Origin of the sequence: Paenibacillus sp. TAB_01, from assembly GCF_043945595.1 — a bacterium.
Classification (GTDB): Bacteria; Bacillota; Bacilli; order Paenibacillales; family NBRC-103111; genus Paenibacillus_S.
In genome coordinates, this window is record NZ_JBIFNP010000001.1 from 2,552,732 (window position 1) to 2,569,274 (window position 16,543).

The following is a 16,543-nucleotide window of genomic DNA, read 5'->3' on the forward strand; positions in this document are numbered from 1 at the left end:
CATTTCATCAATCCAAAGGAGAGAGTGTGCCATGCAGGGAACCAAATTTCGTCCGGAATACCGGGAATATCAAGATAAGGTATCAGGCCGCCGCATCCTTCAGCTGACTGACTATTTCACGCACAGCAATCATTTTTATTTTACGAACCATACGTTTTTTCAAGGAGATCTGATCTTCAAATCCCAGCGGGGCAACTCGAGCAATGTGTTCCGTCTGTATATGGACACGATGGAAATCGAACAGCTGACGGATTTGCCGCAGACGCTGCTGGATGACCGGTTTTACGACCGGATGCAGCACTCCTACGTTCACGAAGGCAACGAAGAGGTGTATATGTTTTATTTGGGCAAAGTGTTTGCCCTGCATTTGCGCACCTTGAAGCTGCGCGTGCTGTACGAAGCGCCGGACGGCTTCAAGCTGAGCTCGGGCTCGCCGAGCGCGGACGGCAAGTATGTATTTGCTTCGATTAACGAAAATAAGGTGCACCGCGAATTTGAAGACGGTTTCTTCGAAACCTGGGCGGCGTTTCCGGAAACGCGGATCGTCCGGATTGACGTCGAGACGGGCAAATCGGAGGTCGCCTATGCGGAGAAGTATTGGATCAAGCACGTGAACATGTCGCCGACCGTGCCGAACCTGATGACCTTCTGCCATGAAGGCCCTTGGCACAAGGTCGATCACCGGGTCTGGCTGTTGAACACCGACACGGGTGAAACGTCCAAAATCGTTACGGACCAAAGCCCGCAGAAGACGGTCGGCCACGAGTATTGGCTCGCCGACGGGGAACGGCTTGGTTATCACGGGAAGAAGACAGAGGCCGACGGCTCGGTGCACGGCTATTTCGGATTTATCCGCCATGACAATACGGAGAAAATCGAGCTGGACTTTCCGTTCCACAGCCAGCACTTTCACAGCAACGACATGGATCTGATTGTCGGCGACGGCCAGCGGATCGTCAATCCGCATATTTTGCTGTGGCAGCGCGAGGGCGGCGGCTTCAGCGAGCCGCGGGTGCTTGCTTATCACGGCGGCATGTCGATCCTGCAGGCGTCGCACGTGCATCCGCGCTTTACCGAGGACGGCCAGCAGGTGCTGTACACCTCGGACCGCGGCGGATACGCTAACATTTACCTCGCCGAGGTAGGCAGCACGAAGCGACCTGCCGACACTGGCCGAGGTGCAGGCGAGAGGGAAAGAGTAGAATCAAGCGAGGAGGATGAGCATGCAGGGGACCGTATTCAAACCGGAATTCCGCGAGTACCGGGATCAAATTTCCGGCCGCCGCATCGTGCAGCTGACCGATTATTTTGCCCACAGCAATCATTTGTACTTCACGAACGAAACGTTCTTCCAAGGCGATATTATATTCAAATCGCAGCGCGGGAATGCGAGCAATCTGTTCCGGCTGGACATGAATTCGATGCAGATTGTACAGCTGACCGATTTGCCCCAGCCTGGATACGACGACCGCTATTTCGACCGTCTGCTGTTATCGTATGTGCATGAAGGCAATGAAGAGGTGTATATGTTTTACCTCGGCCAGGTGCTGGCCTTGAACCTTAAGACCCTGCGGCAGCGTGTGCTGTATAATACCCCCGATGGGTATTATTTAAGCTCAGGCTCGCCGAGCGCCGACGGCAAGTATATCGTCGTCTCCATTAACGAGAACAAGGTGCACCGCGAATTCGAGGGAGGCTTCTACGAGACGTGGGCCGCCTTCCCCGAAACGCGGCTGATCCGTATCGACATTGAGACCGGCGCGACGGATACGGTTTATGCGGAGCCCTACTGGATCAAGCACGTCAATCTGTCACCGACGGTGCCGAACCTGCTGACCTTCTGCCATGAGGGGCCGTGGGCACCGCATCGACCACCGGGTTTGGCTGCTCGATCTGAACACCGGCGAAGCTTCCAAGGTGGTGTTGGATCAGGGGCCGCAGAAGTCGGTCGGGCACGAGTATTGGTTCACCGACGGCGTACGGCTCGGCTATCACGGCCGCAAGGTGCAGCCGGACGGACAGATTCACGGCTATTTCGGCTCGATCCGTTACGACAATACGGAGCAGACCGAGATCGACTTTCCGTTCCAAAGCCATCATTTCCACAGCAACGATCTCGAGCTGATCGTCGGCGACGGCCAGCGGATCACGAATCCGCATGTGCTGCTGTGGAAAAGAACGGACGCGGGCTTCGATCAGCCTCGCGTCCTGGCGTACCATGGCGGCATGGCGATCAACGCCGCCACCCACGTGCATCCGCGTTTCACCGCGGATACGTCGCAAGTGCTGTACACGTCCGACCGGGGCGGGTACTCGAATCTGTACCTCGTTGAGGTTGGAGACGTGGAGGAGCTTCCGCTGCTTGCCGATGTGCAGGCAAGCAAACGAACCTAAGGGCGGCGTATAGGTGACGCCCCTTGCTTACCGGACCGGCGGCCAGCAGAGGCCGCCGTTTTTTTTGCATGGGAAGCTCCCGCGTCTCTATTGTTTCATTCAGTGAAGCACTTCGGCGGGGTCCGGCCTAAAGCATTTTTGTAAACTGGCTGCGGAAGGTGCTCGGCCTCATGCCTGTTTTGCTGTAAAACAGGTTCGAGAAATAATGCGGGTCGACATAACCGAGCTTAAAGCCAATTTCGCTTATGCTCAGCTGCGTGTCTAACAGCATCATTTTCGCCGATTCAATCTTTTTGGAAATGACATAATTATAGAGGGTCGTCCCGACCTCTTTCTTAAACAAACGATTCATCTGCTTATTGGACATGCCGATCTGCGCAGACAGCTGAATGGAATCGTAAGGCTGAAGGATACGGTTATCCAATTGCCGCTTGATCGCCTGCACCGTTGGAGATAGGGCTTCTCCCTTTTTACGCAAAGCTTCGGATAGGCTTATAATGATTCGCATGACAACCATTTGCAGCTCGCTCTGCAGCTCCTCCAACGATTTGTGTACAGCGCTTTCAACCGCTTCAGCAAAAAGAGCTTGGAGTCCGCTGTCAGGAATCACGATATGGGAGAGCAGCTGATAGGCTTCCAGCAGCTTCAGAATCCAATTGCCGCTGATGTTCAGCCAAATATAGCTCCACGGCTCGCTGGGATTCGGATCGGCGGTAACTTCATGGTAAAACCCGGCAGGCAGGATGAAGAGGTCACCTTGACGTGCGGCAGAGCTGTGGGACCCTACCTGAACATGGCCCTGCCCGGACAGCACATAACCGAACACCGTAATTTTGGCGAGCTTTCGAACGTTACGGTAGTCCTTATCGCAGTAGTTGATCCCTAAAAATTGCACGCTCAGAGGAGGCGGAGCTCCCAGCGGAGGCAGGTGATAGATGGGGCCGTGCTTGCTTGGTTTGTCTAACATCATCGGGAGCCTCCCATGACAACTCATTTCTAGAATAATTATTATATTTTAGCATGATTTATCGTATTGGGACATGCCCGCACAAATTCATCGTCTGCAACAAGCTCGATCCCCCTCGCGAAAGGCAGGGGGATTTGCCATGTCCATTTTCCTCACCTGGAAGCACCGGATTCTCTATTAAGCTGTTGTGCAAACCGCGATATACTGAACTAAACCAAGGACAAAAGGAGCATATTTCAAATGCTTACATCAAGCAGTAATCATCAAAATGCATTTCTCATGGGTTATTTTCGCTCAGGTCCCGGACAGAGCCACAAGGCTGAACAGCTGCATTATGCCTACAGCCGGGACGGTCTGCATTGGTATGAATTGAACGGCAACCGCCCGGTATGGACATCGAGCCTAGGGCAGGGAATTTTAAGAGACCCGTTTATAAGCAAAGGACCGGATGGCAAATGGCATCTGGTGTTTACAATTCGTCCCCGCGGTCCAGCTATCGGCTATGCGGCCTCGGATGATTTGATTCATTGGACTGAAGAAAAAGCGCTTCCAGTCATGAAAGAAATTCCCGATACGGTCAACAGCTGGGCTCCCGAGTTTGCCTATGACCCGGTCCGGAACGATTTTCTTGTTTACTGGGCTTCCAGTACAGGCAAGGATCTAAGTAACAGTAAGCATTATTGCGCCCGCACCAAGGACTGGACAACCTTTTCCCAAACCGATTTGTTCTACGATCCTGGCTTTCAGACGATTGATGCCAGTCTTGCCGAGCATGACGGAAAATATTATATGGCTATTAAAGACGAAAGTCATGTCTATGAGCCCTTGAAATATCCGCATCCGCCGATGAATTTCCTGGCCGTATCGGATGAACTGGCGGGGCCTTATGAAATCCTGCCCGGCGTTCAAACACCGGACTATACGGAAGGGCCTGAATTTCTATGGGTCGACAGTAAGCGGAAATGGCTGCTGTACTATGATTATTGGGCTTACGGCAAGTTCGGCGTGATGGAATCCGCAGATATGATTCATTGGTCCGGTGAACTGGACGAGAAACGGATTCGCTTCCCTTACCGGGCCCGGCATGCCACGATGTTTCCGGTCAGCCATCAGGAGCTTCAGCGTCTTCTGGAGCAATATGCATTGCTGGCGCAGTACAGAACGCCGACGTATGCGCCTGTCAGAGTAGCTGCGGAGGAGGCAGACGGCTTTTTCCATGAAGCCTTCTCCATGCGTTCGGTCATCATGGATATTAAAATGCAGTCTGCAGCCGGCATTCAAGTTCTGTTCGATGAGGGAGATTCGGTCAACGGGCTCGCCCTTCGGCTGCGGGACGGGTACCTGGAAGGCGCGGTATGCTCGAACGGTCACCGCTGCATCGTTACCGGGGAGCTTGTGCAGCAGACGGACCCGGCGGAGTGGATTCAGATTGCGGCGGCCTATGAAGAAGGGAAGCTGTGCCTCTATGTGGACGGCCGTCTTTCAGGCGAAGGCAGCGCTTCGTTTGCATTGGTAAGAGCGCATGACAGCGCCGGCGGTTACGGAGGGCGCTTCGGAACGGACGCTTTTGGCGATCACGGAGGCAAAGCCGCTTTTGACGGAGCCATCAAAAATGTACGTATCTACTCGGTCCCGCTGCAGCAAGAGGATGTATCGCTAGCAGCGCAAGCCTGAAAATTCGAATGTGAAAGGGAGAACACAATGAATCGTGATTTTATCGTTCAACCGCCTCATCCCGAGACGGAATGGTCCGCATGTACAGGCTATTCCGAAGAGGCAGCCCTTATCGAGCCTATCCTGGACGTGCCCTTAAGCGACACCAGTATTTGCGCACTGACCGGACAAGACGTACTACTTGACCGGAACAACGGACGATGCGAGCCTGCAAATCTGGACATCCCGCGATCTGAAAAGCTGGGCGGGGCCCAAGGAAGTATGGAGCCTGGAGCGGGAGGGCACCTGGCAAAAGGTAAGTGAAGCCGAAGGCGCCTGCGGCATTTGCGCTCCCGAAATTCATTATGCGAAGGGAACGTTCTGGATTTCCTATGGCTTGCGGCAAGGCGGCACCGGCCTGCTTAAAAGCAGGTCAGCTTCTATCGAAGGGCCGTATGAGGATAGGGGGCAAATGACTGCTGACGGGCAGGATGCCTCCTTATTCGAGGACGAAGACGGGACGATGTACTGGGTTTACGGCAATGGGCGACTGGCCCGGATGAAGGAAGAGATGACAGGGCTTGCCGAGACCCCCGTTATGGTGGAGGTACAGCCGTGGAAGATTGCGGGACGGGAAGATCATCCGTCTTATACCGGAAATGCCCAAGTGGGAGCGCATGGAGCCTTCTTGTACAAGCGGGACGGCTACTATTATATGTTTTGCGCGGATCCGTTTGAACGGATGGGCAGCGATGCCGTCGATACCTTTGTCGCGGTGAGCCAATCGATTTACGGTCCGTACAGCCGGCGGTATTTGGCTTTTCCCCATGGAGGACAAATCACCTTATTTGCGCAGCAGGACGACCGTCTGTATGCCGCCTTCACGGGCAGCGGCAGCTATTCGCCGGTTCAAGGGTATCCATCCATCGTCCAGCTGTCCATTGCGGGACAGGGCTTCATCCGGCCGGTTGAAGAAGCCGTGCTGGAGAAGGGAGCCGTAGCCTTGTTAAAGCCTACAGGCGATTTTGTGATTCGCGACCCGCATGTTAGTAGATGACCGGACGGGATGTATTATTTGACCGGAACGTCAGATAAGCCGTACGGCAATTTTTGGGACCGGAACAACCAGCTTCACGTGTGGAGCTCCAAGGATTTAAAGGAATGGAACCATGTGGCCAAGGTATGGGATCTTGCCGAAGACGGGACATGGGAAAATAACATCTACGAGAACCCTTGTCTCTGGGCTCCGGAGATGATCTATTTGTACGGCGCGTTCTGGATCACTTATTCGCTCAAAGGCGGAGGCACCGGCTTGATCAAAAGCGTTTCCGGCCAAGCGGAAGGGCCGTACATCGATATGGGGCGCATGACGAATACGGATATTGACTCCAGCCTGTTCCAGGATGACGACGGTCAAGTATATTTCGTATGGCAGGACGGCAAGATCGCCAGAATGAAGCCCGACATGACGGGCTTTGCCGAAGATCCCCGCAAGCTGCTATGCTCAGACGGGCAGCGCGTTGGATATGAAGGCGCCTTTATTATCAAGTATAAAGGGAAGTATATCCTTGGCGCGGCAGAGTGGAACGGGGATAAACGTGTGGACGGCACGTATGATTTGATGTACGCGACGGCCGATGAGCTGTATGGACCTTATACGCCAAGGCGGCTGGCGGTGCCTCACGGCGGGCATGGAACGATGTTTATCGATCATCGCGGCAGGCTCTTGTGCACGCTGTTCGGTAACGACCGCACGGCTCCTTTTCGTACCCGTACCGGTATTGTGCTGCTTCAAGCCGAAGCGGATGATCAAGGCATGCGCATTGAGCCGTCCTTGGACTAATGGATCAAAGATACATGAATCCAGCTCTTGACCGGGCGGGATTCATGTTTTTTCATATTCGAGCCTAACTACGTTATGGACAAGAGGAGAGTGACGGGATGAAATCAAAAAAGCTTGCTGTGCTGCTTCTACTGGTTGCGGGAGCGATGTCGGCAGCCATTCTGCTGTCCAAGCCGTTAAGAACGGCACCTGCAGCGACCGAGAAGAAGGAGGGTACGGGAATGACTGAGAAGCTTAAAGACATCCATACCTATACGAATGGTATGACATTAATGGCAGACGCGAAGGAACAGTATGCGGACGATCCCCGCAACGGACAGTCTTATCCGGCGGGCGATCCTTATATTTTGAAATATAACGGGGTGTATTACCTGTATCCCAGCACACACTTTGGCCTGGACGATGTTCGGGTGTGGAGTTCGACCGATCTGGTAAACTGGCATTATGAAGGTATTGCAGCTAAAGACGCACGCTTAAAAATGGCTTATGCTCCCGAGGTGATTTACTGGAACGGCGCTTTCTACATGGTGACATCTCCGGATGGTAAAGGGCACTATGTCCTTAAGAGCGGCAGTCCGACAGGCCCGTTTACCATACAAACGGATAATCTTGGCATGAGCATTGACGGTTCGATCTTTATAGACGATGATGGCAGATGGTACTTCTATCACGCCGGCTCCAATGGCATCCGGGGGCGGGAAATGAAAGACCCGTATACGTTTGGGCCTGAAACGGTGCTGAAGGGAACGAGCATGAACCACTGGACGGAAGCGCCGGCGCTGATCAAAAGAAACGGGACCTATTTTATGACGGAATCGGGCAATCACTTGATGAGTGCAGGTTACCGGGTGAACTATGCGATCTCCCGCGAAGGTCCGCTTGGCGATTTCACGACGCCCTATAACAACCCGTTAATCATTAGCACGACAAGCGATTTTCACGGGCTGGGTCATAGTACAACGGTCATAGGTCCGGATCTCGACTCGTATTACATCGCTTATCATAACAACAAAAATCCTATCGCTCCCGGCATTGGGCATGACCGGCATCTGAATGTGGACAAGCTGGTGTTTAACGGGGACAAAATGGATGTGCTGGGGCCGACACATTTTGCCCAGCAGGAGCCCAGGCGGGCGGACTTTTATACATGGATTCAGAAAGAAGGGTTGGAAACCAACTGGAACCAGGCTATCATCGGGGATGCACAGATCATAACGAGCAAGAAGAAAACGGCCGCCAGCTTTACGGCGGAATTTAATTTCAAGACAACTTCTGCTGATAAGCAGAATAAAGAGGCCTATGCCGGAGCGGTGTTCAGCTACCGGGACGATAAGCATTATGCTATGGCCATCGTCCATGCTTCCAGTCTGCAGCTCGAGCTTATTCAGGTAAACGACGGCGAACGGCGCTCGTTAGGCTCCGCTGCTCTGCCTGCCGCAACGGATCTGTCTTCTCTGCATATGCTGCGGATCGAGCAGGATCATGGCCGGACGGCGGTTTATTTCGACGGCATGCAGAAGCTGGATGTGAACAACCCAGACTTAGGCGAAGGCCAGATCGGTTACATCAATGAGGGGATGGCATTGGAGCCGGATTACACTGCTTTCAGCGGCGAAGTCAACGGCACAAGCGATTACGATGCCTACAAGCCGCTGCCGGGGCGTATCGAAGCCGTGCATTACTTGAAGGGAGAGGGCAGAGGGTATAAGATGACAAAGGATACTTTGTCTGCTAACCCGATTCGCACCGATGACCATACCGTAATTGAAACGGCAGAGGATCGCTCTTATTTGGTCAGGCTCAGCCATACAGGCGATTGGCTTCAATACAATGTCAATGTTAAGGAAAGCGCTGTCTACGGGATAGATATGAGATTGAAGGAACCTAAGGGCGAGCTGGTATTCGCCGTCTATTCAGACGATCAGTTTTTGGGAAATATACAATTTCCTGCGGCCGTTCCTACTGAGCCTGCTGCGCCGGGTTGGACGAAGGTTAAAGGGGAAGGTCAGCTCACTCTCCAGGCGGATTTGCATACGCTCAAGCTTCAATTAATTAAAGGCGAAGCGGGCCTGATGGGATTTGATGTGTACCAGGTAGAAGACAAGCCGCTGAATATTGTGTATCCTCTTGATAAAGGCGGCGACCTGCCTAATGGCTTGTTCAGCGATTGGACCTACAACGACAGATGGTCTGTCGGCCCGCAAGGGATGAAATCGGATTTAGACCAAACCAATATGGCGTTTACCGGATCGACCCGCTGGGAGGATTATACGGTGGATGCGGATATCACTTTGGGGACGGACGCAGCTAGCAGCGCCGGCGGGCTGCTGGTTCGCGTCAGCAACGAATCGGTTCACAAAGCTCAAGTCGTTGACGGCTTAATGGGCTACTACATTTCTTTATCTTCCCGTCAGCTGGCATTAAACAAACTAAATTATGATTCAACCGTGCTCCAGAAGACAGAGGTTCATCTGGAAACGAATACACCGTATCCGATCCAGGTTCGCGTCCAAGGAAGCCGCATCCAGGTATTTCTCAATCATGCCTCCAAACCGGTCATAGACTACGTCGACTATAATGCGTTTACAACGGGCAAGGCGGGCGTCCGGTCCAGTACGAAAGGGGCGGCGATCTTCCATAATATGAAGATTACAAGCAGCAAATGAAAGCGGTTCTATAGAAAGGGGTTGCAAGCGGATGAAGTTTTTCTCCATCAAAAAGCTGATTTCACCGACTGTAAGCATTCAGGGGAAAATCTTTGTCGCGTTTAGTCTGGTTACACTGCTCGGAATTGTTGCCGTAACAAGCATTGTTTACTTGTACATGAGAGAAACCGTCAAAAATAACGCTTTTACTTCCGTGACGGACAGCATACGAAAAGCGGATGAATCCCTCAATCTCCGGCTGGAGGAAATCGACCGGTTAAATACGGTAGTAATTACGAATAAAACCGTGCTCGATACCCTGATGAGTCCTACGGAGGAAGCCAGCTACGAATGGTTTCAGGAGCAAAAGCGGATCGAGGAATTTTTAACGGCTGTCATAGCCTATAAGCCTTATATTTCAAGGATTGCTGTCATCGGAAGCAATGAAAAGGTGTTTTTCGTCGGTACCCCGTGGCTGGATAAAAATGTATTGAAAACACCGATGATGCAATATTTGCGTCAGAACGGTTCGGGCCATGCATACTTTCATCAAACAGGCTCCAGCGATTCTATTGTCACCGGCCACGACATTCGCTATAACCGGAAAGTAATCGGTACCGTGATGTTTGATCTCAATGACGAATTCATTAAGAAGACCTATGATGTAAATCCTACATCGGACAGTATGCTGTTTGTCGTTGACGAGAACAACGAATTCATTTATCAGCCCCAGACAAGCGCGCTTGGCAAAGATACGATCATCCGTCTAAATCAGGAGCTGGCCGGATCTAATGCTTCGGTTGAGAAGGTGATCGATCAGAAGTCTTATCTGGTCGTAAGCCGCAAATCGGATTATACCGGCTGGTTCACGCTGGCGCTTGTTCCTATGAAATCGCTGCTCAGCGAAACGGTACGCATCCGGAATGTCATAGCCGAAGCGGCCATCATAGTGTTCGTCATTATCCTTATCGGCTCATTGCAAGTCTCCTCGCGCATTACGAGAAATATTCGCAGGCTCCGCTCGATGATGATGCATGTGATGGAGGGGAATATGACGCTTCAATCCGCAGAAATTCGATCCAAGGACGAAATCGGCCAGCTGTACCACGTATTCAAAAGCATGGTAGAGGAGCTGAAGCGTCTGCTTGAAGGAATAAAGGCCAGCGAGAGGGAGAAGCATGAAGCGGAGCTGGCTGTCCTGCAGGCTCAAATCCGCCCTCATTTTCTTTATAACACGTTGAACACGGTAAAGTATTTGGCCAAGCTGAACGGAGTGCCGAATATCGAAGAGGTATCCCAATCCTTGATAGAGCTCATGCGGGGCGTACTAGGGAATTCGAATGAATTCCTCACCCTGCAGGAAGAGCTGCAGTATGTCCGCAGCTATGTCAACATTGAGAAATATAAATATGTCGAACCGATCCGGCTGGATATCGAAATTGAAGATGAAAATTTGCTGCAATATAACGTCTTGAAGCTAATGCTGCAGCCTATCGTAGAAAACGCCATTATTCATGGGATAGCTTCGGCGGCGCAGGAGGGCTTGGTGCTGATCCGTATTTATGAAGAGAACGCAGAGCTGAGAATTGAAGTCACCGATAACGGCAAAGGCATGTCGAGCGAGCAGATTGACGCCCTGTTGGAAGTGAAAAAGGGCGAGACATATACGCGCTTCAGCGGCATGGGGGTTCGCAATGTGCATGAGCGGATCGTTCGAATGTACGGGGAGCCGTACGGTGTGTTTCTCTACAGCGAGCCCGAATCGTATACGAAGGTGGAGATCCGGTTTCCTTTATTGGCGGGAGCGGATCGGATGAAGCAGGGGGAATGAGGCATGTTTCAACTATTGTTAGTGGATGATGAAGCGTTGGCACGCAATGATGTGAAGAGTATGGTGGATTGGGAGAAGCACGGGTTTACTTTGTGCGGTGAAGCGCAGAATGGAGCTATGGCGATCTCCATGATCGAGCGGCATGCGCCGCATATCGTTATTTTGGATGTCAGCATGCCGTTAATGAACGGGGTGGAATTAAGCCGCGTCATCAAAGACCGGTTTCCTAAGGTAAAAATGATCATGCTGAGCAGCTTTGACGATTACGATTACGTCCGGGATTGCTTGAAGAACGGAGCCGTCGATTATTTGCTGAAGCATCGCTTGAACGCGACGGCCCTTTTAGCGGTTCTGGATAAAGCCGTTCAAGATTTGCAGGTGGAGCAGCGGGAGGATGAAGCGCGCAGCGCCCAAACGAAAATGATCGAACGGTTAAGTCCGGTCATTCTTCGCGAATATGCAGCCAATTTGGCAAGAGGTGTACAGGATGCGGGGGCAGAGCTGCTGACCTATGCCCGGCACAACGGGCTCTATGCTAATGCCGTAAATTACGGAGCCGCAGCGGTTCAGATTGTTCCTTTCCTGCTGCTGACGGAGCACCTTACGGATGTTCAGAAGAGCCAGTTTATGCAGCGGGTCACCGAGGTGCTGCAGATGGCTGTAGGAGACATTCAGATGCGGACGGCCGCCTATGTAGGGGAGGGACGCTTTATCGTATTGTTTTCTTCCCCGGAGCGAAGCGAGCACACGGCTGCAACTCAAATCAATCAAGCCTTGAGCAGCGTTTCCCATTCGCTTGAGAAATTTCTGAATTTAAAATGCGTCTATGCCTCGGGGGGATTGTGCGGCAGCCTGAAGCAGCTAAGCGTCAGTTACAGCCAAGCGAATCAAATCCTTAATGAAACGTTCTTTCAAGCTTCAGGCGCCTCGATCCAAAGAAAATCACTGTTCATTGAAGAACAGAAGCAGCTGCTGATGTTCCTGGAGCAATTGGACGGGGAGAGGATCAGCCGAATCATCACCTCCATTTTGGATACGGTACGGAGCCAGCCTGTCTATTCGATGACCGTTCAGATGATCGCAAGCGAAATGCTTCATATGGCTGAGAAATCGTTGAAGCGTCATTTGCCTGATGCCTCTGCAGAGAATAGTCCCGTCCTTCCTTCACGGAGCGAGCTTGGGCGTCTGGGAAGTGTCGGCGAGCTCGAACAGTGGCTGCTATCGTATTTTGCCGGTATGGTTGCGGAAATGAAGAAGCAGATGGCGGCCGGGGCGTATTCGCGCCATATTTCACAAGCAATCCAATTTATTGCCGACCATTACAGCGACAATATTTCTTTGGAAATCACAGCCGGCGCGATTAATCTGAATTCCTCCTACTTGAGCCGCTTGTTTAAAGAGGAGACGCAAATGACGTTTACCGAATATTTAAACAGGGTCCGGATAAAATCAAGCTGCCTGCTCATGGAATCGGGGCCGTATGCCTTGAAAGAAATCAGCAGCCAGGTAGGTTTTACGAACTATACTTATTTCTTCAAGGTCTTTAAGGCCGTCACCGGCATGACGCCTCAGGTGTATATCGACAGCCGGAAGCCGTCAAAAAAGTAGAATGGAAAGTCATATATTTGGAATCGGCGGAGCAGCCGGTTTGATTATAATAAAATTACCTTCGGAAACGCTTTCAAATCTGTGGGTGAATACCATTCAATAGGGGGAACGAAAGGATGACAAGAAATTGGGGGACGGTATTGCTTTCCACCTTAGTCGTTTCAGGCATGACGCTGACAGCGTGCAGCTCGGATACCGCGAATAAAGAGAACGGCGGCAAATCGCAAGCGGATTCTGCCAACGGAGTAAGCACAGCGGGATTTCCTATCTCCAAGGAACCGATTAAGCTGAAGATGTTTACAAGAGTTGCGCCTACCAATGGGCCGTTTAAAGATATGCCGGTGTTTCAGGAGTATGAGAAAATGAGCAACATCCAGGTTGAATTTATCGAGGCGCCGACCGATGGGTTTAATGAGAAAAAGAACCTGCTGTTTGCATCGAACGAGCTTCCGGATGCTCTGTACCGTTCCGGCCTGACTCCGTTAGAGGCCATCCGCTATGGCTCGGGCGGTCAATTAATCCCGCTGGAGAAGCTGATTGATTCGTATGCGCCGAATCTTAAAAAGCTGATGGACACATATCCTGAAATACGGTCCTCGATGACAACTCCGGAAGGACATATTTACGCCATCCCGGGCATTGTGACCGTCAATTCTGCCAGAACCGATAAAAAATGGATGAATCAAGCATGGCTGAAGAAGCTGAACCTGAAGGAACCGGAGACGACAGATGAGCTGTACGAGGTGCTGAAAGCTTTCCGGGATAAAGATCCGAACGGCAACGGCAAGCAAGACGAGCTCCCGATGACGGCGCGTAACGGTTTGAGTATCGTGCCAATTATGGCCGGCTCGTTCGGTCTGGATTTTCAGCTGGGCTATAACATCAACCTGGAGAATGACAAGGTTAATATTTGGATGGGGAACGACCGGAATAAAGAATTACTCATGTATCTGAACAAGCTGTACTCGGAAAAGCTGCTGGATCAGGAGCTGTTCACGCAGAAGGAAGCGCAGTATCTTGCAAAGCAGGGCTCCGGCAATACCGGCTTCTTCTTTGACCAGACGAACAATCCGATGCTGGATACGAAGGTGGCCGATCAATATATCGGCATCGCTCCGGTTGCACGGACCGCATGGCGACAGACTGCAGCTGGCGGCTCCGGTGCCAAGGGATTTCGGCGCCTTTGCTATCACGTCCGTGAATAAATATCCGGAAGCGACGATGCGCTGGATCGATTATTTTTACAGCGACGAAGGCTCCACTTTACTGCGATTCGGCCGTCAGGGCGAGAACTATGAATTGCGGGATGGCATTCCTTATTACACGGATACGTTCTTGGCGACAGGCAACCAGTCCAAAATTACGCCTTATGCCGGAGGCGGGGCGCCGCATTTGATCAGTGAGAAGGTAGCTTCTTATATCAATCCGCCGCAGGTCCAGGAGGCTCAAAAGAAACTGGATCCGTACATGCCGAAGGTTCGTTATGCGGCACCGATGTTCGATGAAGAAACGTCCCAAAAAATCAATGTGCTGAGAAACGATATCGATAAATATTACGAAGAGCAGAGCACGAAGTTTATTGCGGGCGCTCTCAGCTTTGACAAGTGGGGAGAGTTCCAGGCTACGCTGAAGAAAATGAACATGGACGAGCTGCAGAAGCTGTACCAGGAAGCTTACGATAACCTCAAAAAGCAAAAATAGAACACCGCGGTGGTTGGAGGGCTACAGATGAAGAGTACAGCCAATACAGCAGGCGCTGCGTCTCGATCCAGGTCGAGGCGCTCCAGCCTCACGAAAGCAGTTTTCAGCCGATTTGATCTTTACCTCATGCTGCTTATCCCTATCGTATGGTACCTGGTATTCCATTACGGGCCTTTATACGGTTTGCAGATCGCTTTTAAAAATTTTAGTCCGGCTAAAGGGATCCTGGGCAGCAAGTGGGTGGGACTGGACCATTTCGAGCGGTTTGTCGAATCCTACTATTTCTGGAGACTGCTATGGAATACCTTGTCCATCAACTTGTTTTCTTTAATCTTTGCTTTCCCGGTGCCGATCTTTCTGGCCTTGCTGGTCAATGAAATCCGTAACAAAGCATTCAGCAAAATTGTGCAAAATGTAACTTATATTCCGCATTTTATTTCCGTTGTGGTTATGGTGGGCATGCTGACGCTGTTCTTGTCTCCGCAAGGAGGGCCCATTAGCGCAGCGATCCGGGCGTTCGGCGGCACCCCGGTGAGATTCCTGGATATAGCGGCCTGGTTCAAGCCGATTTTTATCGGATCTAATATATGGCAAAATATGGGCTGGCAGTCGATTATCTACATCGCCGCCTTAAGCGGGGTCAATCCGCAGCTGTATGAAGCGGCCAAAATGGATGGAGCGAACCGGCTGCAGCGCATCTGGCACGTATCCCTGCCGGGCATCCTGCCGGTTATTGTCATTCTGCTTATTCTCGATGTAGGACATTTTATGAATATTGGCTTTGAGAAAATTTTGCTCATGCAGAACAATTTGAATATGGAAGCAAGCGATGTCATATCTACGTTCGTTTACTCGGCTGGTATTTTAAAAGGAGAATACAGCTATACGGCTGCCATCGGGTTGTTTAACTCGATTGTCAATTTGGCGCTGCTGCTGCTCGTAAACCGGTTCGCCCGTAAAAAGGCCGAGACAAGCTTGTGGTAAGGAGGGCAATAGGATGAAGGAGCATAAGTTGAAGAAAGGCCGGTCGGATGAAAAAATGTTCGACGCCGTTGTAAATGCACTGGCTCTGCTTATTTTGATCATCGTGCTGTATCCGTTAATATTTATCGTTAGCGCCTCGTTCAGCGATCCGGCCCTGGTGCTGAATGGCGAAGTCTACCTGCTGCCGAAACAGATTACTTTCGAGGCCTACAAGAATGTGTTTGAGAACAAGGAAATATGGAATGGCTATGTCAATACGATTGTGTATACGGCTGTAGGCACAGCCATGAATCTTATCATGACCACCTTGGCGGCTTATCCGCTGTCAAGGCCCGACCTGCCGGGACGGGGCGGCATTATGTTCTTCGTGACGCTGACGATGTTTTTCAGCGGCGGCCTCATTCCGTCTTATCTGATCGTTAAGAGCTTAGGGATGGTCGATACGATGTGGGCGCTCATCATCCCGGGAGCCATTGCGACCTATAATCTGATTGTGATGCGCACTTATTTTCAAACCAGCATTCCCTGGGAGCTTCAGGAGGCGGCTCATATCGACGGCTGCTCCAACTGGAAGCTGCTGACCCATGTGATTCTGCCGCTTTCCAAGCCGATTTTGGCGGTAATGGTTCTATTTTACGCGGTCGGCCACTGGAATTCCTACTTCAATGCTTTGATATATATTCGCAGCAAGGATTTGTATCCATTACAGCTTGTGCTGCGGGAAGTGCTGATGGTCAGCCAGGCGGATGCCGTTGACAGCAATGTAGGTCTGGAATCGAAGGTGCTGCTGGCCGAGAGCATCAAATATGTGGTCATCATTATTTCCAGCCTGCCTGTGCTGCTGATGTATCCTTTTGTTCAGCGGCATTTTGTGAAGGGCGTTATGATCGGTTCTTTAAAAGGCTAGATTCGGAAGG

At 51.5% G+C, this 16,543-nt stretch carries 11 protein-coding genes and 3 pseudogenes; 13 read left to right on the forward strand and 1 reads right to left on the reverse strand.

The window, feature by feature from the left end; all coding sequences use genetic code 11:
- Positions 1-31: 31 nt before the first annotated feature.
- The 3 genes and pseudogenes from ACHHV8_RS12450 to ACHHV8_RS12460 form a co-directional block, all read left to right on the forward strand.
- A pseudogene (locus ACHHV8_RS12450) lies at positions 32-937 on the forward strand (oligogalacturonate lyase family protein); the annotation flags it as partial.
- Between the two features lie 286 nt (positions 938-1,223).
- A pseudogene (locus ACHHV8_RS12455) lies at positions 1,224-1,799 on the forward strand (oligogalacturonate lyase family protein); the annotation flags it as partial.
- Positions 1,800-1,845: 46 nt separating this feature from the next.
- The gene (locus tag ACHHV8_RS12460; RefSeq protein WP_395158545.1) at positions 1,846-2,394 is read left to right on the forward strand and encodes a hypothetical protein; all 549 of its coding nucleotides are present in this window, start codon (positions 1,846-1,848) and stop codon (positions 2,392-2,394) included.
- 127 nt (positions 2,395-2,521) lie between these two features.
- Here the strand turns inward: ACHHV8_RS12460 and ACHHV8_RS12465 are convergent, their stop codons facing one another.
- A complete protein-coding gene (locus tag ACHHV8_RS12465; RefSeq protein WP_395158546.1) occupies positions 2,522-3,364 on the reverse strand; it encodes an AraC family transcriptional regulator in 843 nt (280 codons plus the stop codon).
- A gap of 237 nt (positions 3,365-3,601) precedes the next feature.
- On the opposite strand from ACHHV8_RS12465, the gene ACHHV8_RS12470 reads away from it, so the two are divergent.
- The 10 genes and pseudogenes from ACHHV8_RS12470 to ACHHV8_RS12515 all read left to right on the forward strand — a co-directional run bounded on the left by ACHHV8_RS12470 (position 3,602) and on the right by ACHHV8_RS12515 (position 16,533).
- Positions 3,602-5,035, forward strand: a complete 1,434-nt coding sequence (locus tag ACHHV8_RS12470; protein ID WP_395158547.1) for a LamG-like jellyroll fold domain-containing protein — start codon at positions 3,602-3,604, stop codon at positions 5,033-5,035.
- A gap of 178 nt (positions 5,036-5,213) precedes the next feature.
- Positions 5,214-6,071 (forward strand): annotated as a pseudogene (locus ACHHV8_RS12475) (family 43 glycosylhydrolase); the annotation flags it as partial.
- Between the two features lie 18 nt (positions 6,072-6,089).
- Positions 6,090-6,857, forward strand: coding sequence for a family 43 glycosylhydrolase (locus ACHHV8_RS12480; RefSeq protein ID WP_395158548.1), 768 nt, complete (start codon positions 6,090-6,092; stop codon positions 6,855-6,857).
- A gap of 98 nt (positions 6,858-6,955) precedes the next feature.
- Positions 6,956-9,523 (forward strand): family 43 glycosylhydrolase, encoded by a 2,568-nt coding sequence (locus ACHHV8_RS12485; RefSeq protein ID WP_395158549.1) that lies wholly within the window; start codon positions 6,956-6,958, stop codon positions 9,521-9,523.
- Positions 9,524-9,554: 31 nt separating this feature from the next.
- Positions 9,555-11,333: a cache domain-containing sensor histidine kinase gene (locus ACHHV8_RS12490; RefSeq protein ID WP_395158550.1), complete on the forward strand. Its 1,779-nt coding sequence runs from the start codon at positions 9,555-9,557 to the stop codon at positions 11,331-11,333.
- 3 nt (positions 11,334-11,336) lie between these two features.
- Positions 11,337-12,941, forward strand: coding sequence for a response regulator transcription factor (locus ACHHV8_RS12495; protein ID WP_395158551.1), 1,605 nt, complete (start codon positions 11,337-11,339; stop codon positions 12,939-12,941).
- A 116-nt stretch (positions 12,942-13,057) separates the two neighbouring features.
- A complete protein-coding gene (locus tag ACHHV8_RS12500; RefSeq protein ID WP_395158552.1) occupies positions 13,058-14,146 on the forward strand; it encodes an extracellular solute-binding protein in 1,089 nt (362 codons plus the stop codon).
- Entirely contained in the window at positions 14,103-14,642 is a 540-nt protein-coding gene (locus ACHHV8_RS12505; RefSeq protein WP_395158553.1) for a type 2 periplasmic-binding domain-containing protein, read from the forward strand. The genes ACHHV8_RS12500 and ACHHV8_RS12505 overlap by 44 nt, the downstream gene beginning before the upstream one ends.
- A 27-nt stretch (positions 14,643-14,669) precedes the next feature.
- Positions 14,670-15,626 carry an ABC transporter permease gene (locus tag ACHHV8_RS12510; RefSeq protein ID WP_395158554.1) on the forward strand — a complete coding sequence of 319 codons (957 nt, stop codon included), beginning with the start codon at positions 14,670-14,672 and terminating at the stop codon, positions 15,624-15,626.
- A 13-nt stretch (positions 15,627-15,639) separates the two neighbouring features.
- Complete coding sequence (locus tag ACHHV8_RS12515; protein ID WP_395158555.1) at positions 15,640-16,533, forward strand: carbohydrate ABC transporter permease; 894 nt, start codon at positions 15,640-15,642, stop codon at positions 16,531-16,533.
- Positions 16,534-16,543: the final 10 nt, after the last annotated feature.